At 65.7% G+C, this 20,673-nt stretch carries 15 protein-coding genes; 12 read left to right on the forward strand and 3 right to left on the reverse strand.

The genetic code is table 11. The annotated features are described in order from the left end of the window. Positions 1-33: 33 nt before the first annotated feature. Both recQ and AC2FNA_RS13695 read right to left on the reverse strand, forming a co-directional pair. Positions 34-2,073, reverse strand: a complete 2,040-nt coding sequence (gene recQ / locus AC2FNA_RS13690; RefSeq protein ID WP_496827396.1) for a DNA helicase RecQ — start codon at positions 2,071-2,073, stop codon at positions 34-36. A gap of 166 nt (positions 2,074-2,239) precedes the next feature. Continuing rightward, positions 2,240-2,527 carry a YggT family protein gene (locus tag AC2FNA_RS13695; protein ID WP_496827398.1) on the reverse strand — a complete coding sequence of 96 codons (288 nt, stop codon included), beginning with the start codon at positions 2,525-2,527 and terminating at the stop codon, positions 2,240-2,242. Between the two features lie 155 nt (positions 2,528-2,682). Here AC2FNA_RS13695 and AC2FNA_RS13700 point away from each other — a divergent pair, with 155 nt between their 5' ends. From AC2FNA_RS13700 to idi, 9 genes are all read left to right on the forward strand, one after another. Continuing rightward, entirely contained in the window at positions 2,683-4,047 is a 1,365-nt protein-coding gene (locus AC2FNA_RS13700) for an MFS transporter (protein ID WP_496827400.1), read from the forward strand. Between the two features lie 32 nt (positions 4,048-4,079). After that, complete coding sequence (mepA, locus tag AC2FNA_RS13705) at positions 4,080-4,928, forward strand: penicillin-insensitive murein endopeptidase (protein WP_496827402.1); 849 nt, start codon at positions 4,080-4,082, stop codon at positions 4,926-4,928. After that, entirely contained in the window at positions 4,901-5,785 is an 885-nt protein-coding gene (locus tag AC2FNA_RS13710) for an esterase-like activity of phytase family protein (protein ID WP_496827404.1), read from the forward strand. The genes mepA and AC2FNA_RS13710 overlap by 28 nt, the downstream gene beginning before the upstream one ends. Before the next feature lie 90 nt (positions 5,786-5,875). Further along, the gene (locus tag AC2FNA_RS13715; RefSeq protein WP_496827406.1) at positions 5,876-6,526 is read left to right on the forward strand and encodes a queuosine precursor transporter; all 651 of its coding nucleotides are present in this window, start codon (positions 5,876-5,878) and stop codon (positions 6,524-6,526) included. A 258-nt stretch (positions 6,527-6,784) separates the two neighbouring features. Next, positions 6,785-7,204: an alternative ribosome rescue aminoacyl-tRNA hydrolase ArfB gene (gene arfB / locus AC2FNA_RS13720; RefSeq protein ID WP_496827408.1), complete on the forward strand. Its 420-nt coding sequence runs from the start codon at positions 6,785-6,787 to the stop codon at positions 7,202-7,204. 53 nt (positions 7,205-7,257) lie between these two features. Beyond that, complete coding sequence (locus AC2FNA_RS13725) at positions 7,258-8,004, forward strand: SDR family oxidoreductase (protein WP_234220726.1); 747 nt, start codon at positions 7,258-7,260, stop codon at positions 8,002-8,004. A gap of 26 nt (positions 8,005-8,030) precedes the next feature. Beyond that, positions 8,031-9,038, forward strand: a complete 1,008-nt coding sequence (locus tag AC2FNA_RS13730; RefSeq protein ID WP_496827410.1) for a P1 family peptidase — start codon at positions 8,031-8,033, stop codon at positions 9,036-9,038. 120 nt (positions 9,039-9,158) lie between these two features. Then, on the forward strand, positions 9,159-9,572 hold the full coding sequence (locus tag AC2FNA_RS13735; RefSeq protein WP_496827412.1) for a c-type cytochrome: 414 nt from the start codon (positions 9,159-9,161) through the stop codon (positions 9,570-9,572). A gap of 173 nt (positions 9,573-9,745) precedes the next feature. Continuing rightward, the gene (idi, locus tag AC2FNA_RS13740) at positions 9,746-10,288 is read left to right on the forward strand and encodes an isopentenyl-diphosphate Delta-isomerase (protein ID WP_496827414.1); all 543 of its coding nucleotides are present in this window, start codon (positions 9,746-9,748) and stop codon (positions 10,286-10,288) included. A gap of 12 nt (positions 10,289-10,300) precedes the next feature. Here idi and AC2FNA_RS13745 read toward each other — a convergent pair whose 3' ends face one another. Further along, the gene (locus AC2FNA_RS13745; RefSeq protein WP_496827416.1) at positions 10,301-12,520 is read right to left on the reverse strand and encodes a response regulator; all 2,220 of its coding nucleotides are present in this window, start codon (positions 12,518-12,520) and stop codon (positions 10,301-10,303) included. A 132-nt stretch (positions 12,521-12,652) separates the two neighbouring features. Here AC2FNA_RS13745 and AC2FNA_RS13750 point away from each other — a divergent pair, with 132 nt between their 5' ends. The 3 genes from AC2FNA_RS13750 to pbpC are packed head-to-tail and all read left to right on the forward strand — an operon-like array spanning position 12,653 to position 20,671. Next, the gene (locus tag AC2FNA_RS13750) at positions 12,653-18,079 is read left to right on the forward strand and encodes an alpha-2-macroglobulin family protein (protein WP_496827418.1); all 5,427 of its coding nucleotides are present in this window, start codon (positions 12,653-12,655) and stop codon (positions 18,077-18,079) included. Beyond that, the gene (locus tag AC2FNA_RS13755) at positions 18,076-18,642 is read left to right on the forward strand and encodes a putative glycolipid-binding domain-containing protein (RefSeq protein ID WP_496827420.1); all 567 of its coding nucleotides are present in this window, start codon (positions 18,076-18,078) and stop codon (positions 18,640-18,642) included. The genes AC2FNA_RS13750 and AC2FNA_RS13755 overlap by 4 nt, the downstream gene beginning before the upstream one ends. After that, complete coding sequence (pbpC, locus tag AC2FNA_RS13760; protein ID WP_496827422.1) at positions 18,632-20,671, forward strand: penicillin-binding protein 1C; 2,040 nt, start codon at positions 18,632-18,634, stop codon at positions 20,669-20,671. Before AC2FNA_RS13755 ends, pbpC begins: the two co-directional genes overlap by 11 nt. Positions 20,672-20,673 lie beyond the last annotated feature (2 nt).

Below are 20,673 nucleotides of genomic sequence, written 5' to 3' on the forward strand. Positions count from 1 at the left end.
GTCCTGCCCTCTCGTCCTTGGTTTCGCACGTATCTAGGACGCCTGGCCCAGCACGTCCAGAAAGGCCTCACCAAAACGTTCCCAGCGCCGGTCGCCCAACAACACCTCCAGCCCGCGCCGGTCGTCGGGCCGCATCTGCGCCACCTTGGCCAGTTGCGATGCCGAACAGCTGAGCGGCTTGTCGATTCCGTCGGGGCCGCGTGCCAGATCGGCCTGTACCGCCAGCAGCCGATCGTAGATGTTGCCGGTCCCTCGTCCGGCCAGCTTGCGGCGGGCGGGGTGCAGCGCTTCGGCCGCACCGCTCACCACCTCCAGGAACAGGGCGCCGTAGCGCTCCAGCTTCTTGGCACCGATACCACCGATGCGGGCCATCTGGTCCAGCGACGCGGGGCGCTTCTCGGCCATCTCGATCAGGGTGCGGTCAGGAAAGATCACATAGGCCGGGACCCGTGCCGCCTCGGCCAGAGCGCGCCGCTTGGCCTTGAGCGCGGACAGCAGCGGCGCGTCCTCGTCATTGACCATGGCTTTGACCGCCGGACGCCGCGCCGCCTTGCGCACCGTATCCTTGCGCAGTTCGATTTCGGCCTCGCCGCGCAGGATCGGCAGCGCCGCCTCGGTCATCCGCAGCGCGCCATGGCGTTCGGGATCGGGGCGCACCAGGTCGCGGCCCATCATCTGGCGAAAGATCGCCTGCCACTGGGCGCGGTTCCATTCGGTGCCCACCCCGTAGGTGGGCAACTGGTCATGGCGGCGGTCGCGGATCTTGTCGGTCTGGTTACCCAGCAGGATATCGATCAGATGGGTGGCGCCGAACCATTCCTCGGTCCGCAGCATCGCCGACAGCGCCATGCGCACGGCGGTGGTGCCATCAAAGCGCTCTGCCGGGCTGTCGCACAGATCGCATTTGCCGCAGGTGACCTCGCTCTCGCCAAAGTAACCCAGCAGGGTCTGGCGACGGCAGGTCATCGCCTCGGCCAGACCCAGAAGCGCGTTCAGCCGGGCATGGTCGGCGGCGCGACGTTCGGGTGGGGCCAGCCCCTCGTCGATCTGGCTGCGGCGCAGGCGGATGTCGTCGGGACCAAACAGGGTCAGCGTCTCGGCCGGCCCGCCATCGCGCCCGGCGCGGCCGATCTCTTGATAATAGGCCTCGATGGATTTCGGCAGATCGGCATGGGCGACCCAGCGGATATCGGGCTTGTCGATTCCCATGCCAAAGGCGACCGTCGCCACCACGATCAGCCCATCCTCGCGGGCAAAGCGGGTTTCGACGATGCGGCGGTCCTCGGCCTCCATTCCGCCGTGATAGTGACAAGCGCTGTGGCCGTCTTCGCGCAGGGCCTGCGCCAGCGCCTCGGTCTTGGCCCGGGTGCCGCAATAGACGATACCCGACTGTCCGCGCCGGGCGCCCGCGAAATCCAGGATCTGGCGGCGCGGGCTGTCCTTGGCGGCAAAGGCGAGGTGGATATTGGGCCGGTCGAACCCGCGCAGAAAGCTGCGCGGCGCTTCTCCGTCGAACAGTTTCGCGATGATCTCGGCCTGTGTCTCGGCATCCGCCGTGGCGGTAAAGGCGGCCAGCGGCACGCCCAGCGCCCTGCGCAGCTCGCCGATACGCAGGTAATCGGGGCGGAAATCATGGCCCCACTGGCTGACGCAATGGGCCTCGTCCACTGCGATCAGGCTCACCCCGATCCGCCGCAGCATCCCGATCGCCGCGCCCGAGGCGAGCCGTTCGGGGGCCATGTAAAGCAGCTTCAGACGCCCCGCCTCCAGCGCCTGCCAGACAGCCTCGGTCTCCTCAGACGTGTTGCCCGAGGTCAAAGCGCCCGCCTCGACGCCCGCCTCTTGCAAGCCGCGCACCTGGTCGCGCATCAGGGCGATCAGCGGCGAGATCACCACCGTCACCCCGTCGCGCATCAATGCCGGCAGTTGGAAACACAGCGATTTGCCGCCCCCCGTCGGCATGATCGCCAGCACGTTCTGGCCCTCGGCCACGGCCTGCGCTATTTCCTCCTGCCCGGGGCGGAAGGCGTCGAATCCAAACACATCTCGCAACAGCGGTGCGGCGTCGAACATCTTTGGGGTGGCCTGTCCTGATTTTTGCGCTTTGCTCTTTGGGACCACCTTACACGCGCAAAAGCGCCGGGAACAAGAGCACCGGCGCCGGTCTTCTTCTGTTCGAAAATACCTCGGGGGTGAATTGGCCGTCAGGCCAAGAGGGGGCGGCGCCCCCTCACCGCACTCAATAGAACAGCGCCGCGTTGTTGAACAGCACGATGCGCAGCGCCATGATTGCCAGCAGCACCACCAGCGGGGTCAGGTCCAGCCCGCCCATCGGTGGCAGGATCCGGCGGATCGGGCCATAGATCGGCTCCAACACCCGGTTCAGCCCGTACCAGATTTGCGCCACCAGCTGCTGGCGCATGTTCAACACCTGGAAGTTGATCAGCCAGCTCATGATCACATGCGCCAGGATGAAGAACCAGACCACATCCAGGATCAGCATCAGGATTTGAAACAGCGACTGCATGGGGCCTCCTCGCGCACGAACCGCGAACAGACCTAAGAGCAGCAGGGCAAAGACGCAAGGGCTCAAGCGGGGCCCGCACAGGAAAGACTTGCCTCGCCCCCGAGCCAGCCTTCATAACCGAAGCAAATACACAAACAATTTGAACGGGGACAGGCATGGCGGATATCTCGGCGCGCAAGCGGATCTGGGGTTGGTATTTCTTCGACTGGGCCAGCCAACCCTATCACACGCTTCTTGTGACCTTCGTGTTCAGCCCGTTCTTCGCCGCGGTGGCCGCGGACTATTTCATGGGCCAAGGTTTGGCGGACGAGGCTGCCAAGGCGCAGGCACAGGTGGTCTGGTCGCAATGTCTGACCATCACAGGGCTGATCATCGGCTTCGGCGCACCCTTTCTGGGGGCGATGGCCGATATCTCGGGCCGCCGCATGACCTGGATCACGCTCTTCTGCGGCATGTATGTCGTCGGCGCCTGGGGCCTGTGGTACATGGATCCGACTGGCGGCAACCTTTGGTGGATGATGGCCAGTTTCGGCATCGGTTTCATCGGCGCCGAATATGCGCTGATCTTCATCAACGCGCAGCTCCCCTCGCTTGGCACCAAAGAGGAAGTGGGCCAGATCTCAGGCTCGGGTTTCGCCTTTGGCTATCTCGGCGGCGTGGTGGCGCTGTTCATCATGTTGCTTCTCTTTGTTGAGCAGGGCAATGGCAAGACGCTGATCGGCCTTGACCCGGTGCTGGGGCTAGATCCCGCGACCCGCGAGGGAACCCGCGCCGTCGGCCCGTTCACCGCGCTCTGGTTCGTGATCTTCATGATCCCCTATTTCCTCTGGGTGCGCGAACCCGCCGGCAGCGGGCGGCGCGGCAGTTTCGGCGAGGCGGTGGCGCTGGTGGTGCAATCGGTCAAGAACCTGCGCCACCGTGGCAGCCTGGCCAGCTATCTGGCCTCGTCGATGTTCTATCGCGACGCGCTCAACGGGCTCTATGGCTTTGGCGGGGTCTATGCCCGGTTGGTGCTGGGTTGGGAGATCACGATGATCGGCGTATTTGGCATCATCGCGGCGATCTCAGCGGCGGCGTTCAGCTGGCTGGGAGGGCTGGCCGATCGCAGGCTGGGGCCCAAGCCGGTCATCGTCGGCTCGATCCTGGTGCTGATCCTGGTCTGCGCCACCATCGTTGGCATGGACCGGACCCAGATATTCGGCATCCCGCTGGCCGAAGGCTCGAGCCTGCCCGATTTCGTCTTCTTCTTTTGCGGCGTGCTGATCGGCGGGTTCGGTGGCATCGTGCAGGCGGCCAGCCGGTCGATGATGGTGCGCCATACCGATCCTGCGACCCCAACCGAAAGCTTTGGTCTTTACGGTCTGTCGGGGCGCGCGACCGCGTTTCTTGCGCCCGCATTGATCGGAGCGGCCACGGCGGCAACCGGGTCCGCGCGCTTGGGGGTTTCACCGGTCGTCGGCTTGTTTATTCTGGGACTGATCCTGTTGATTTGGGTGAATCCAAAAGGGGACCAGAAATAGTGTTTATTCAGATCATTGCCGTTTTTCTATTGATGCTGAGTCCGGTGCTGGGTGCCGCTCCGGCGCAGGCCGAGCCATTGGCCAAAGAGCTTTTCGGGGCTCAAAAGCAGGCCTCTCGGCAGAAACCCGCCGCCTATGGCAGCTATGCCAAGGGTTGCGCGGCCGGGCTGGAGCAATTGCCCGAGACCGGCCCGACCTGGCAGGCGATGCGGCTGAGCCGCAACCGCAACTGGGGCCAGCCCGAGACCATCGACTTCATCCGTGACCTGAGCGGTTTTGCCGCCCGGCAGAAAGGCTGGAGCGGGCTTTACATCGGCGATATCAGCCAGCCGCGCGGTGGGCCGATGCTGACCGGGCATCGCAGCCACCAGCTGGGGCTGGATATCGACATCTGGATGTTGCAGGCCAACAATCTGCGTCTATCGGGTCAGCACCGCGAAAACATCTCGTCGATCTCGCTGCGCCGGGCCAAGGGGGCCTATGTCAACGACAGCTGGACCCGCCAGCATCATGCGATCATGCGCGAGGCGGCGCGCGACAAACGGGTGGCGCGCATCTTTGTCTTTCCCGGCGCCAAGGTCTGGATGTGCAACAACGAAAAGGGCGACCGCTCTTATCTGCGCAAGATCCGGCCCTGGTGGGGGCATCACTATCATTTCCACGTTCGACTAAGTTGTCCGCGCGGGTCGCGCGGCTGTGTCGACCAGACCCCGCCGCCGCAGGGGGATGGCTGTGCCGAGGCGCAGGAATGGGTGAACAACATCCTGAACCCGCCGCCCCCGAAGCCGCGCGACCCCAATGCGCCACCGCCCAAGAAACGCCGTGAATACGTGCTGGCCGACCTGCCGAAGCAATGCGCCTCCGTCTTGCGCTCGCAATAGCGGCGGCGCTGGTGCTGTCCGGTCCCGGCCTGGCCGTGGACCGGGGCGAGGCACAGCATCTGGGCAGTTTCACCTGGCGCGGTTCGCAGCCTTGGTTCGGCGGCTTTTCGGCCATCGAGATGACGCCGGACGGCATGGGCATGACCGTACTGTCCGACCGTGCCACGATCCTGACCGCGCGGTTGCGGCGCGACGGCGACCAGATCACAGGCGTCGAGATCGGTACTGTCCACAAGGTCAGATCGAGCAAGAACAAGGTGCTCAAGGGCCGGGTCGGCGACAGCGAGGGGTTGGTGGTCGGGTCGGATGGGGTGATCTACATCTCGTTCGAGGGCGTGGCGCGCGTGGCGCGATACACGCGCCTCGATGGCCCGGCCGAGGTTCTGCCGCGCCCGGACGCGTTTCGCTACATGGCCCGCAACGGTGCCTTCGAGGGGTTGGCGATGGACGCGCGCGGGCGGCTCTATACCCTGCCTGAAAGCAGCCGCGCCGGTGATGGCTCGATCCCCGTCTATCGCTGGGACGGGCGGGCCTGGAGCACGGCGTTTCACCTGGAGCAGCGTGGCGACTTCCTGCCCGTCGCGGCCGATTTCGGACCCGACGGACGGTTTTATGTGCTGGAGCGCGATACCGGCGCCATCGGGTTCCGCTCGCGCCTGCGCCGTTGGAACATGACTGCTAATGGGGTCTCTGGCGAAGAGACCCTGTTTCAAAGCCGCATTTCCAGCCATGACAATCTTGAGGGCCTGTCGGTCTGGCGCGACGGGCAAGGGCGATTGCGGGCCACGATGGTGTCGGATGACAACTTTCTGGTGCTGCAACGGACCGAGTTGGTCGAATACCTGCTGCCGGATTGACAGGACGGGGTGTTGCGGGCTAAACGCCCGGCTTGTCCGCGACACAGGCGGACCAAGTCGCCGCACCCTTGTCAAAACGGACCCCGAAACATGACCCGCTCATTCCTTCCCGGCATTCTTGCCATGGCCGCCATCGTGGTGGCGTCGAACATCCTCGTCCAGTTCCTGATCCTCGACGGATTGTTGACATGGGGCGCCTTCACCTATCCGTTGGCCTTTCTGGTCACCGATGTGATGAACCGCGTCTATGGAACCGAGGCCGCGCGGCGCGTGGTGTTTGCCGGGTTTGTGACCGGGGTGATCTGTTCGCTGATCGGCAGCCAGATCATGCTGCAAGGCGACGGCTATACCTATGCCGCCGTGCCGCTGCGGATCGCGGTCGCCTCGGGCACCGCGTTCCTGATCGCGCAACTGACCGATGTGGCGGTGTTCAACCGGTTCCGGGGCGGGCGCTGGTGGCGGGCGCCGCTGGTGTCGACCCTGATCGGCTCGGCGCTGGACACCGCACTGTTCTTTACCATCGCCTTTTCGGCCAGCATCACCCTGTTTGGCCCGGATGCCGACGCCGCTGTCAACTGGGCGTGGGAGGCGGTGCCCTTCATGAACCAGGGCGCGCCGATGCCGCTGTGGGTCACGCTGGCCTTTGCCGACTGGCTGGTCAAACTCTCACTTGCCCTGATCGCGCTGATCCCGTTCCGCGTTATCGTTCAACGACTTGCCCCCTCTCGCGTCGCCGCCTGAAGATTTCATTTGGCGCAAATCACTTCCTGTGGCAGGCTTAAGATGAGTTCAACAGCAAAGCAAAGGAGGTGGTCCAGTGTCGAGAAAGGGATTGGTAAGAGGTGCCGGAACCTAGGGGCAGGCGCCGGTCAAGGCAGTCCTTGGCGGGTACCCGCCCCGGTCGAGCCTGTTGGCCCACTGGCACAGCTTCCTGAACTTTCGAAAGGCCGCCCGATGGGCGGCCTTTTTCATACCCGCGAGGCCCGCTAAGGTGCCGCCATGCTGTATGTGACCGACGATATCGTGATCCAGGACTGGGAGTTGAGCGAGAGCTTCATGCGCGCCTCGGGGCCGGGCGGGCAGAATGTGAACAAGGTGTCCTCGGCCGTCGAATTGCGGTTCGAGGCGGCGCGCTCGCCCTCCTTGCCCGCACCGGTCAAAGCGCGGCTGAAACGGTTGGCAGGACGGCGTTGGACCAGCGAGGGGGCTATCGTCCTGCAATGCGACGAAACCCGTAGCCAGGCCCGCAACCGCGAGATCGTCCGCGCCCGGCTGGTCGAGCTGATCGCCCGTGCGCTGGTGGCCCCCAAACGCCGCATCGCGACCAAGCCCACGCGCGGCTCGGTCCGGCGCCGGTTGGATGCCAAGAAGGCGCGCGGCGAGGTCAAGGCCCTGCGCGGCAAGATTGGCGACGAATAGACTGGCGTCTCTGCGCGCCGCTGCTAATCTCGGGTCCAGAGGGAGTGAACCATATGAGACTGGACGGAAAAACAGCTATCGTCACCGGTGGCGCGCAAGGGTTTGGCGCGGGGATCGTGGCGAAATTCGTGTCCGAAGGCGCCCGCGTCATGGTGGCGGATATCAACCTTGACACCGCGCGCGAGACCGCCGCGCAGATGGATGGCGATGCCTTTGCCCATCAGGTTGATGTCTCGGACGGTAACTCGGTCGATGCGATGGCGGCGGCGGCGCTGCGCAGGTTCGGGCATGTGGATATTCTGGTCAACAATGCCGGTGTCACTCACCTGCCCACCGCGTTGGAGGATGTCAGCGAGGCGGATTTCGATCGTGTCTTTCGCGTCAACATGAAGTCGGTTTATCTGACCGCTCGGGCGCTGGTGCCGCATATGAAGGAACGCGGAAAGGGCGCGATCCTGAATGTCGCCTCGACCGCCGGCGTTTCTCCGCGCCCCCGGCTGAACTGGTACAATGCATCCAAGGGTTGGATGATCACCGCGACCCGCACCATGGCGGTAGAGCTTGCGCCCGATGGCGTGCGGGTCAACGCGCTCAACCCCGTGGCGGGCGAGACCCCGCTGTTGAAATCCTTCATGGGCGAGGACACGCCCGAAATGCGGGCCAAGTTCCTGTCCACCATCCCGCTGGGTCGGTTCTCGACCCCGCAGGACATGGGCAATGCCGCCTGTTTCCTGTGTTCGGACGAGGCCTCGATGATCACCGGCGTCGCGATGGAGGTGGATGGCGGCCGCTGCATCTGAGCGCCGCCTCTGAGGAAAGGCAAGCCATGGTTCCCGGCCCCCGCAACCTGATCACCGATGTGCCCGGCCTGATGGTCGGCAATGCGCAGGACGATGCGTTGAAATCCGGTGCCACCGTGCTGACTGCCGACGCGCCGTTCATGGCCTCGGTCCATGTGATGGGCGGGGCGCCCGGTACGCGTGAGACCGATCTGCTGGCACCCGACAAATCGGTGGCACGGATCGACGCTCTGGTGCTCTCCGGCGGGTCTGCCTATGGGCTGGATGCCTGTTCGGGCGTGTCCGATGCGCTGCGCGCCGCCGGGCGCGGCTATCGCATTGCCGATGCAGTCATTCCCATCGTGCCGGGCGCGATCATCTTTGACCTGCTCAATGGCGGGGACAAGGAATGGGTCGACAACCCTTATCGCGCGCTGGGTCGCGCCGCGTTTGGCGCGGTGGGCGAGGATTTCGCGCTTGGTACCGCTGGGGCCGGTACCGGGGCGCTGACCGCGATGCTCAAAGGGGGGCTTGGCTCGGCCTCGCTGGTGCTGCCCGACGGAACCACGGTGGGCGCGCTGGTTGCCGCCAATCCGATGGGCAGCGTCACCACCCCCGGTGACCGTCATTTCTGGGCCGCTCCGTTCGAGATTGATGGCGAGTTCGGCGGGCTGGGTCCCGACCCCAGTTGCGGGTTGGGTCGGCAGCTCGAGAGCCGCAAGATGAGGACCATGGCCGCCCAGGCGCAGGACCGGGCCAATACCACCATTGCCATCGTTGCAACCGATGCCGACTTGACCAAGGCGCAGTGCCAGCGCATGGCGGTCGCCGCCCATGACGGCATCGCCCGGGCCACGGTTCCAGCCCATTCACCGGGCGATGGAGATCTGGTTTTCTCGGTCTCGACCGGCGCCCGCCCGATGGCCGCGCCCGAGCGTGATCTGACCCTATTGGGCCATGCCGCCGCGTTGTGCCTTGCCCGCGCCATTGCCCGCGCCATCTATCTGGCACGTCCGGCGCCGGGTGACCTGCTGCCCTGCTGGCATCAGGCGTGATCTTGCTGACAAGCGCGTGAGAAGGTGCGACACAGTGCCTGAATCCGACGATGGTGGTGTTGACTCCGGCGCGCTCTGTCTTCTCATTTGGGTCAGCCAAAAATCTGTGGAGTTCCCAACATGAACCGATTTGTCGCCGCCGCGTTTGCCTGCGTTCTTGCCGTTCCCGCCCTTGCCGAGGGCGATGCCGCCAAGGGTGAGAAGGGTTTCAACAAGTGCAAGTCCTGCCACATGATCGAAACCCCCGCGGGCGAAACCATCGTCAAGGGGGGCAAGACCGGGCCGAACCTGTATGGCGTCGTGGGCCGGGCCGCAGCCAGCTATGAGGGCTACAAATACGGTGATAGCCTGGTTGCAGCCGGTGAAAAGGGTCTTGTCTGGGACGAGGAAAGCTTTGTCGCCTTTACCCAGGACCCCAAAGGTTTCCTGAACACCTATCTGGGTGAAACGGCGGCCAAGTCGAAGATGACCTTCAAGCTGAAATCCGGTGGCGAGGACGTGTTTGCCTATCTGCAAAGCGTCGCCGCGGAATAAATCCCGAAACCTGGTACGTAAGTGCCAGCAAGGCCGCAGTGCAAACTGCGGCCTTTTACACGCTTGATCGCCGGGAGAAACGCGCACAGGTTTGTCCGGCAAGTCGGCATGAGACCGGCAGGGCGGCCGCCCCTTGGCGCCGCGGTCACGGGAGAACACGACATGAGGATGGTATGGGCATCCTGATTCCGGCTTGGGTCGACGATACGCTTGTTCCGGTGGACAAGCTGGAAGCACATGAGAAGGGTCTGAAACACAAGGCGGTTTCAGTCTTTGTCGTGCGCGGCATGGATATCCTGATCCAGCGCCGGGCGCTGGGCAAGTACCACACGCCGGGACTGTGGGCGAATACCTGCTGCACCCATCCCGACTGGGACGAGAGCGCCTCGACCTGCGCGGTGCGGCGCCTGCGCGAGGAACTGGGGATCAGCGGTCTCTATCCGGAATACCGCCACCGGCTGGAATACCATGCGGATGTCGGCAACGGCATGGTCGAGAACGAGGTGGTGGATGTTTTCCTGGCCCATGTGCGCGGACCGCTCGACGTGGTGCCGAACCCCGAAGAGGTGATGGAGATCCGCTGGATCGGCTATCACGACCTTTTGGCGGAAGTGCGACGTTACCCCGAGCGGTTCACGCCATGGCTCAAAATCTACTTGCATCACCATGCTGACACCATCTTTGGGCCCGATCTGATCATCTCGGCCAAGGCTTGAGTGCGTCCGAGGTCAATCCCCGCCTTCCGGTGTAATCGGGAGCGCGTCCGCCGGACAGGCTTGCGCGATGTGCTGGTGGATGAGCGCCTTGCGCAGTGGCTTGGTCAGGTACTGATCCAGCCCGGCGGCCAGTATCCCCTCGGCATCGCCAGCCATCGCATGCGCGGTCAGCGCGACAATGGGCACATGGCGCCCGGTTCCGGTTTCTTGTCTTCGGATTTCCCCGGTCGCCTGTTTCCCGTCCATCTTGGGCATAGAAATGTCCATGAAAATCAGATCCGGCTGGAACTCCTGCCAGAGCTCTACGGCCTCCAGCCCGTTATTGGCGAAACGCAGGTCGATATCGAGCGTCTTGACCATTTTGCGGAACACCAATTGGTTGGTTCGGTTGTCCTCGGCGGCCAGTACCCGCATTTGGCGGCGCGCGGCGGGTTCTGCGGGTTTGTCCAGCTCTGTCCTGGGTGGGGCTTCGCTAATGGGGGCGTGCTCTGCCACGGGCGCAACACCGGTACCCATGTCCGACAATCGCGCAAACAGTTCGGCCCGCGGGATCGGTTTTTGCAGAATGCCCTGCACATGGCGTTTGGCCGGATCGGCATGGGCCACTCCCGGATTAGAGGACAGCAAGAAGATCGGCACCTCGGTCCAGCCCGCGCCACGCAGCGTTTCGGCCAGTTCCAAGCCGTCCATCTCGGGCATGTTGTGATCGCTGAGCACCAGATCGACGCAGTCACTCATCCGTTCCAGTGCTTCGACCCCCGAGGCGCAGCAGGTCACTTGCACGCCCAACTGGGCCAGCTGCTTGTCCAGGATTGCGCGGTTCACCGACAGGTCGTCGACGATCAGCACATGCCGCAGGCGGACCGGCAGGTTAGGTAGTACCGGCTGCGGTTCCTCGCTCATTGGCAGGGTGACGCGGAAGCCGAAACAGGATCCTCGCCCCTCTTCGCTTTCGACCCAGACGGTGCCGCCCATCATCTGGATCAGTCGCTGCGAGATCGCCAGGCCCAGCCCGGTGCCGTCGAATTGCCGGTTGCGCTCGTTCTCGACCTGATTGAACTCGCCAAAGATATGCGCCAGCTTTTCCCTGGGGATGCCGATCCCGGTATCCTCGATCGCCACGTGGATGGCGCAGCGGCCGGTGGCAGGATCGGGCACGCCGGTGACGCGGATCAGGATATGACCCTTGGCGGTGAACTTGACCGCATTGCCCAAAAGATTGGTCAGAACCTGCCGCATCCGACCAGGATCTCCGACAAACAAGGTGGGCAGGAACAGATCGTAATCCACCAGCAGCGTCAGCCCCTTGTCGCGCACGATGGGCTGCATCAGCATCGCGACCTCGTGAATGCAGCGTTCCAGGTCGAACGGTTCGGGATGCAGCACCATCTTGTCGGCCTCGATCTTGGAGTAATCGAGAACGTCGTTGATGATCACCAGCAGCGCCTCGCCCGAATTCTTGATGGTACTGGCATAAAGCTGCTGTTCCTCGTCCAGTGCGGTGTCGCAGAGCAGTTCGGCCATCCCGACAACACCATTCATCGGCGTCCGAATCTCATGGCTCATATTGGCGAGAAAGGCCGATTTGGCACGGTTCGCGGCCTCGGCCCGCTCACGGGCTGCGCGCAGTTCGGCCTCGTAGCGCACGGTCGAGGTGATGTTGAGCGCCAGGCTGACCACGTCGCCGCCGTGGCCGCGCTGGTCGATCATCTTGACATACTGGTCGTTCCACAGGCGGATCACCACCGGTTCGGGGGTGGGGGCGATCCAGCGGTCATGCATCATCTGCCGCCATTCATCGGCGGCCAGTTCACCGGTGTCGATGATGCCTTCCTCGGTCATCAGTTGCAGGATACGCATGTACGAGATACCGGGCGCCACCTCGTCCAGCCCGTCAAAGACGTTGAGATAGGCAGTATTGGCGCCGATCAGCTTGCTGTCGGCATCGAAGAAAGCGAAGCCGTCCTGAATGGTCTGGATCGAGTGCCACAGCCGGCGTTCGGCCACCTCGATCTTGGCGTTGGCGACGGTCAGGTCAGATTTGACCTTTTCGTTCTCGTCACGGACGGTGGCCACCTCGGCCTGTTTCTCGCCAATCTGCTTGGTCAGCGCCAATGCATGGCGCCCCAGCTTGCGGTTTGCCGCCGACAGTTCGGCCTGTTTCAGTTCCAACAGTCTTTCCGCGGCCAAACGCGCGCGCCGCTCTTCGGCAAGCTTGTTTACCAGGCTCATTCGTAACAGTCCCCAACGCTCAGTGGCGTCAGCATCCGGCAGATCGGTGAAAAAGAGCTTAAGCCCGTCAAGCCTGAATCCTTGCAATGGGTCAGGCGCCCATGCGACCCTTGACCCAAACAGGAGGTCGGCATGCGGCGTTTTGGATTTCTTGCAGTTCTTTCTCTTCAGTTTGCTTTTTTCGGGCTGACCGGAGCCTCGGCGCAAGAGGCCGCGCCCGGTTTTCGTTATCTCGCTACCCGTGACATGGATTTCTATGGCGAGGATCTGGACGCCCTGTTCGACACCGATCTGCAATCCTGCATTCGTGCCTGTTCGGCAAACAATGCCTGCAACGCCTTCACCTTCAACGCGCGTTCGAACGCCTGTTTCCCCAAAAGAGGTGTCAGCGAACAGACGCCGTATCAGGGGGCGCTTTCGGCGGTGAAACTGCCCAGCTCGGCGGCTGTGCGTGACCGGGCGCGGCAACAGGCGGTGCGACTGGACTTTCTGCCGGACCGCGACCTGACCCGCGCTGTCGCGCAGGCGCGTGATCTTGGGCTGCGCCATGCCGCGGGCGGGATGGAGCTGGACCAGGTCATCGCCGCGATGCGCAATGCGGGTGCGGGGGCACAGGCCGCGGGTTGGGCCGGGCTGGCGGTGTCGCTGTCGGATCGTGCCGATCTGTGGGCGGAATACGCCCGCCTGCTGCTGAGCGTGCGCAGCGATGACAGCAGCGTGAAACGCGACCATGCGCGCCGCGCCACCTCCGCCGCGCTCAATGCCTATTTGCGGGCCCAGGGTCCGGGGGCCGAAGTTTCGGCGCTGTACCTGCTCGCGCAGGCGCTTGAACGGGACGGGCGTGGCCGTGACATGGTGCCGGTGCTGCGGTTGGCCAGCACCATCCAGCCGCGCGAGGACGTGCTGGCGGCTCTGGATACGGCAATTGGCAAATACGGGTTCCGCGTGATCGAGACTACGGTCGAAAGCGACAGTGCCCAGCCGCGCATCTGTGCCCAGTTCTCGGACCCGCTGGCGCGCAGCGGGGTCGATTACGAGCCTTTCGTGCACTCGCCCGAAGGGGACCTGGTGGTGCAGGCCGATGGAAACCAGCTGTGCCTCGATGGGGTCGAACATGGCAAACGCTATCGCATCACCCTGCGCGAGGGGCTGCCTGCCGGATCCGGTGAGGCGCTCTGGAAGGACGTGACGCTGACCCATTACGTGCGCGACCGCAGCCCGGCGGTCCGCTTTCCGGGCCGGTCCTATGTGCTGCCGAAATCGGCGGATGCCGCCGTTCCGGTCGAGACGGTGAACGCCACCACCCTCGACCTGATTTTGCGGCGGGTCAGCGACCGCAACCTGCTGCGCGCGGTGCAGGAGGGGTATTTCGCCCGCCCGCTGTCCTATTGGGAGGACGAGTATTTCGCCGCGGATATCGCGCAAGAGGTCTGGATCGGCAGTGCCGAAGTGGCCAGCACGCTCAACCGCGACATGACCACCCGCCTGCCGCTGGCCGAGGCGATCTCGGGCCAGCCTGCCGGCATCTATACGCTGACGGCGCGGGTGCCGGGTGCCGACCCCTATGACAATCCCGGTGCGACCCAATGGTTCGTGCTGTCCGATCTGGGGCTGTCCTCGATCTCGGGCAATGACGGGTTGCATGTGACGGTGCGCGGTCTTTCCGACGCGGCGCCGCGCGCAGCGGTCGAATTGACACTGATCTCGCGCGCCAATGCGGTGCTGGGCCGGGTCCAGACCGATGCGCAGGGTCTTGCGCGGTTCGAACCGGGGCTGACGCGGGGCACGGGCGCGGCGGCGCCAGCGTTGATCCTGGCGGCGGCGGGGGACACCGATCTGGGTTTCCTGTCGCTGATCGACCCGGCCTTTGACCTGTCCGACCGGGGCGTCGAGGGACGCAAGCCCGCGGGCCCCGTCGATGTGTTCCTGACCACCGACCGGGGCGCCTATCGCGCGGGCGAGACCATTCATGCGACAGCGCTCAGCCGCGATGGCACCGCGCGTGCCATCGACGGTCTGCCGCTCACCGCGATCCTCACCCGGCCCGACGGGGTGGAATATGGCCGCAAGGTCTCGGATGGCGGTGTGGCGGGGGGGCATGTCTTTGCCCTGACCACCGGTGCCAGCGCCCCGCGCGGCACCTGGCGGATCGAGATCAAGACCGATCCCGATGGACCCGCGCTGGCCAGCCAGACCCTGCTGGTCGAGGATTTTTTGCCTGAGCGGATCGATTTTGACCTGGCGCTGCCCGATGCGCCAATCCTGCCCGGCGACAGCCCGCCGCTGAGCATCGAGGCGCGTTACCTGTTCGGGGCGCCGGGCGCCGATCTGAGCATCGAGGGGCAGGTGCAACTGCGCGCCGTCGACCAGATCGCGGGCTGGCCCGGATACCGGTTTGGCCGCCATGACGCCGGGCTTCAGACCCGCACCAGCCATTTCGGCGATGCCCGCACCGATGCGGCGGGCAATGCCCGGCTGGCGGTCGAGATCCCGCAGATCGACGCCGAGGGTAAACCGCTCGAGGCGGTGGTGACGGCGCGGCTGGCCGATGGTGCCGCCCGACCGGTCGAACGCCGGATCTCGGTGCCGGTCTCGCCGGCCACCCCCGTTATCGGCATCAAGCCGCTGTTCGAGGATGTGGTGAGCGAGGGTACCGAGGCCGGGTTCCAGGTGATTGGCCTGACCCCGGAGCTGACGCCCCAGCTGATGCGGGTGAAATGGACGCTGAACCGGGTCGAGACGCGGTATCAGTGGTACCAGCTTTACGGCAACTGGAACTGGGAGCCGGTGACCCGCCGCACCCGCATCGCCACGGGCGAGGCCGATCTGGGCAGCGATCCGTTATCCCTGTCGCAGCCGGTGGAATGGGGTGAATACGAATTGCTGGTCGAGCGGCTGGATGGCGCCTATGTCGCCGCGTCCACCGATTTCTATGCCGGCTGGTATCAGGCCGCCGATGCGGCGGCGTCGCCCGACCGGCTGGAGCTTTCGCTGGACAAGGACAGCTATCGCCCGGGCGACACCGCGCGGCTGCGGATCGTGCCGCGCATGGCGGGCACCGCGCTGGTCACGGTGCTCTCGGACCGGGTGATTGCACGGCAGGCGGTCGAGGTGGCGGCGGGCGAAAGCGTGATCCCGTTGACCGTGACCGAGGAGTGGGGCACCGGCGCCTATGTCACCGCCACCGTGATCCGGCCGATGGACGTGGCCGCCGGGCAGAACCCGGCGCGTGCACTGGGTCTGGCCCATGCAACGGTGGAACCGGTGGGCAAGGCGCTGACGGTTGCGATCGACGCACCCGAGGTGGCGCGACCGCGCGCCACCCAGCCCGTGCGCCTGACGGTTGCGGGCGCGCAGGCGGGTGACGAGGTCTGGCTGACGCTGGCGGCGGTCGATCTGGGCATTCTGAACCTCACCGGCTTCGAGAGCCCCGATCCGCAGGGCCACTATTTCGGCCAGCGCCGACTGGGTGTCGAGATGCGCGATGTCTATGGCCGGCTGATAGACGGCATGAACGGCGCTATGGGCACCGTCCGCTCGGGCGGGGATGCCGAAAATGGCTTGCGGTTGCAATCGCCGCCGCCGACCCAGGACCTGATGGCCGTGTTCAGTGGCCCGGTGCAGGTGGATGCCGATGGCGGCGTTTCGGTCGATATACCCTTGCCTGCCTTCAACGGGACCGTGCGGCTGATGGCGGTGGCCTGGTCCGACCGCGCTGTGGGACAGGCCGAGCGGGACATGATCGTGCGTGATCCGGTGGTGGTGACGGCGACGGTGCCGCGCTTCCTTGCGCCCGGCGACAGCAGCCGGGTGCGGCTGGAGGTGGTGCATGCCGATGGCCCGCCGGGCGAGATGGCGTTGAAACTGGCCAGCGCCCCGGGCCTGCAATTGGGCGCCGCACCCGACCTGTTCACGCTGACCGAGGGGGGCAAGGCCGTGTTCGAGGTGCCGGTCACCGCCACCGCGCTGGGCGATCCGGTTTTGACGGTCGAATTGGTGACGCCGGGCGGGCAAGAGCTGCGCCAGGTGTTGAGACTGCCGGTGCGTGCCAATGATCCGGTGGTGGCCCAGACCCGGCGCTTTGCGCTGGGGGCGGGCGACAGTTTCCTGTTCTCTCGCGATGTCTTCACCGGGCTCAGGCCCGGATCGGCGCGGGCCATCCTGTCGGCCGGTCCGCTGGCGCGTTTCGATGCGCCGGGCCTGTTGGGGATGCTGGACCGCTATCCCTATGGCTGCACGGAACAGGTGACCTCGCAGGCGATGCCGCTGCTATACCTTGGGGCGGTGGCGCAGGCAGCGGGGCTGGGCACCGGACCGCAGGTGGCTGAGCGGATCGACGCCGCGATCCGGCGCATCCTGACCCGGCAAAGCGCCAATGGCGCCTTTGGCCTGTGGCGTGCCGAGAGCGGTGATTTCTGGCTCGACGCCTATGCCTCGGACTTTCTGAGCCGGGCCCGGGCCGAGGGCTATTCAGTGCCGGACCGCGCCTTTGCCATGGCGATGGACAACCTGCGCAATCGGTTGAACTATGCCCCCGATTTCGACGAAGGGGGCGAGGATATCGCCTATGCCCTGATGGTGCTGGCGCGCGAGGGCGCGGCGGCGATGGGTGACCTGCGCTACTACGCCGACGTCAAGTCGGATGCCTTTACCACGCCGCTGGGCGCGGCACAGCTGGGATCGGCGCTGGCCATGTATGGCGACCAGACGCGGGCCGACGCGATGTTTGCCCGTGCCGCGCGCATGGTCGCGGGGCAGCGGTCCGAGACACCCGTCTGGCGGGCCGATTACGGCACCAGCCTGCGGGATGCGGCGGGCTTGTTGACGCTGGCCGCCGAGGCGGGCAGCGCGGTGATCGACCGGGATTCCCTGATCAGCCGCATCAGCCAGCCCGCGGGTGAGATGTCGACCCAGGAGGCGGCCTGGAGCCTGCTTGCAGCACAGGCCTTGGTCAAGCAGCCTGAGCAATCGGGCCTGCGGGTGAATGGCGCGGCGGTGGATGGGCCCTTTGTGCAGGTGCTTGCAGGGACCAGCGACGAGGTGCTCAACATCACCGCCGTCGATGGTGGCGTCACCGATATCACCCTGACCATGCTGGGTGTGCCCGAGGTGCCGCCGCCCGCTGGTGGCACCGGCTATACCATCACTCGCGCTCGCTACACGATGGACGGGGCGCCCATCTACCGTGACGCTTTCGCCATTGGCGAACGGTTCGTGACGGTGCTGACCGTGACCCCGTTCGAGGCCTCGGGCGGGCGGCTGATGGTGAACGATCCGCTGCCCGCAGGGTTCGAGATCGACAACCCCTCGCTGTTGCGCTCAGGCGATGTGCGGGCGCTAGACTGGCTGTCGCTGGACGAGGCCACCCATACCGAGTTCCGCAGCGACCGCTTCCTCGCGGCCATCGATCTGACCGGCACCCGGCCCGTCACGCTTGCCTATGTCACCCGCGCGGTCAGCCCGGGTGAGTTCCATCACCCGGCGGCCTCGGTCGAGGACATGTACCGCCCCCGCTATCGCGCCCGCACCGACACGGGCCGCATCCGTGTCGGGCAATGAGCGGGCGCAAGGCCATTGCCACCGCCCATTGGCGGCGGCTGGATGGCGAAGGGTCCGACCGCTGCACCCTGTCGCGGGTGGCTCAGGGCTGGATCATGGTGGGCCATGCCCATTGGCGCGACGGGGATTGCGACACTACGCTCAGCTATGACATCCGCTGCGCGCCCGACTGGCGCAGCCTGTCGGCGGATGTGGCCGGAGAGCGCGGCGGGCGCCCCCTGTCGATGCGGATCGAGGCAACGCCGCGGGGCTGGCGGATGGACGATGTGCTGCAACCGGGAACCGAAGATTGCACCGATCTCGACCTCAGCTTTACCCCCGCCACCAACCTGATGCCGATACGGCGGCTGGGGGTCTTTGCGGGGGATGAATTGCGCGTTGCCGCCGCCTGGCTGATGCCCGATCTGGATTGCGTGGCGCGGCTGGACCAGATCTATACCCGGTTGCCGGATGGTCGGGTGCATTATGCCTCGGCCGGGTTTGCGGCGGATCTCGACCTGCATGGCAGCGGTTTTGCCACCCTTTACCCCGGGCTCTGGCAGGGTTGGGTCGATGATGCCTAGGCCTGCGCGCTGGCTGGCGGCGCTGGCGCTGATCCTGTGGGCGGGCGCGGCGCTGCGTGACGGGGTAGATCGTTGGATCGACGCAACAGATCTGCCGCCGGTCCTGGCTGAAACTGGCGTCGAGATACGCGACCGCAACGGCGCCTTGCTGCGGGCCTATCAGGTGGGGGACGGCATCTGGCGGTTGGCGCCGGGGACGGTGGATTCGGGCTTTACCCGCATGCTGATCCGCTACGAAGACAAGCGTTTTGCCGATCATGCCGGGGTCGATCCGCTGGCGATGCTGCGCGCCGCCGGGCAAGCGCTGTGGTATCGCCGCCCCGTCTCGGGTGGGTCGACCCTGACGATGCAGGTGGCACGACTGATCGAGGATGGGCCCACCGGGCGCTGGGCGGGTAAGCTGCGCCAGATCCGGGTGGCGTTGGCGTTGGAGCGGCGGCTGGACAAGCAGCAGATTCTGGCGCTCTACCTGACGCATGCGCCCTATGGCGGCAATCTCGAAGGCGTTCGCGCCGCCGCGCTGGCCTGGTTCGGCAAGGAGCCGCATCGCCTGACCCCGGCGCAATCGGCGCTGTTGGTGGCGCTGCCGCAGGCGCCCGAGGCGCGCCGCCCCGACCGCCACCCGCGCGCGGCGCGGGCGGCTCGCGACCGGGTGTTGCATCGGATGTTGGCGCAGGGTGTGCTGAGCGGCGAGGCGATGCAGGCTGCGCTGGGCGAAGCAATTCCACAGGCACAGTACCCCTTCCCGCTGTTGGCGCCGCATCTGGCCGACCGTCTGCGCGCGGCCGATCCGACGGCGCAGCGCCACGACGTCACGCTGGAGGTGGGCTTGCAATCGCGGCTCGAAACCTTGCTGGCCAAGGCGGCGCTGGAGGCCGGAGGGCGTTTGTCGGCGGCGCTGATGGTGGCCGATCACCGCAGCGGAGAGATTCTCGCCTCGGTCGGCTCGGCAGGTTACAGCGCCGAGCGGCAGGGTTTTGTCGACATGACCCGGGCGCTGCGCTCGCCCGGCTCGACCCTGAAACCCTTTGTCTATGGCCTGGCCTTCGATCAGGGGCTGGCGCATCCTGAAACGCTGATCCTGGACAGTCCGGTGATGTTCGGCCGATATGCGCCGCGCAATTTCGACGGCGAATTCCGCGGAGAGTTGCGAGTGCGCGAGGCGTTGCAGCTGTCGCTGAACATCCCGGTGGTGCGGCTGACCGACGATCTGGGCCCGGCGCGGCTGATGGCGGCGCTGCGGCGGGGCGGTGCGACGCCGCGCCTGCCCGGCGGCACGCCGGGTCTGGCGATTGCGCTGGGCGGGGTCGGCCTAACGTTGCAGGATCTGGTCCAGCTTTATGCCGGGTTGGCGCAGGGCGGGCAGGGGCCGCTGCTGCGCCATGCTCTGGTTGAGGCAGCCCAACCGGCGGGGCGGCTGTTTTCCCGGTCTGCCGCGTGGCAGGTGGGCGATATCCTTGCGGGGCTGGCGCCGCCACCCGGGGCGCGGCGTGGTGTACTGGCCTATAAGACCGGCACTTCTTATGGCCATCGCGATGCCTGGGCGGTGGGGTTCGACGGCGCCCATGTGATCGGGGTCTGGATGGGCCGGGCCGACGGTACCCCGGTGCCGGGCGCCTTTGGCGGCGATCTGGCAGCACCGGTCCTGTTCGAGGCGTTCGGGCGGCTGAAACCCGCCTTTGACCCGCTGCCGCCGCCACCGCCCGACACGCTGATCCTGCCCACGGCAGAATTGCCTCTGCCACTGCAACGCTATCGCCCGAGGGGTGCGGTGTTCGAGGTCGAGCCCGATGCGCCCGAACTTCTGTTTCCGCCTGATGGCGCGGTGCTGGCCATCGACGGCGGGTCGGTCACGGTCAAGTTGCGTGGGGGTCAGGCGCCCTTTACCCTGTTGGCCAATGGCAGGCCGCTGGCCACAGGCATCTTTGCCCGCGAATTCGATGTTCCCTCGCCCGGCAAGGGGTTTGCAACGCTGATCCTGCTGGATGCGCGGGGCCGGTCCAGCCGGGCAGAGCTGCGGCTGGATTGAAG

It is taken from the genome of Ruegeria sp. YKSD163 (genome assembly GCF_059612905.1).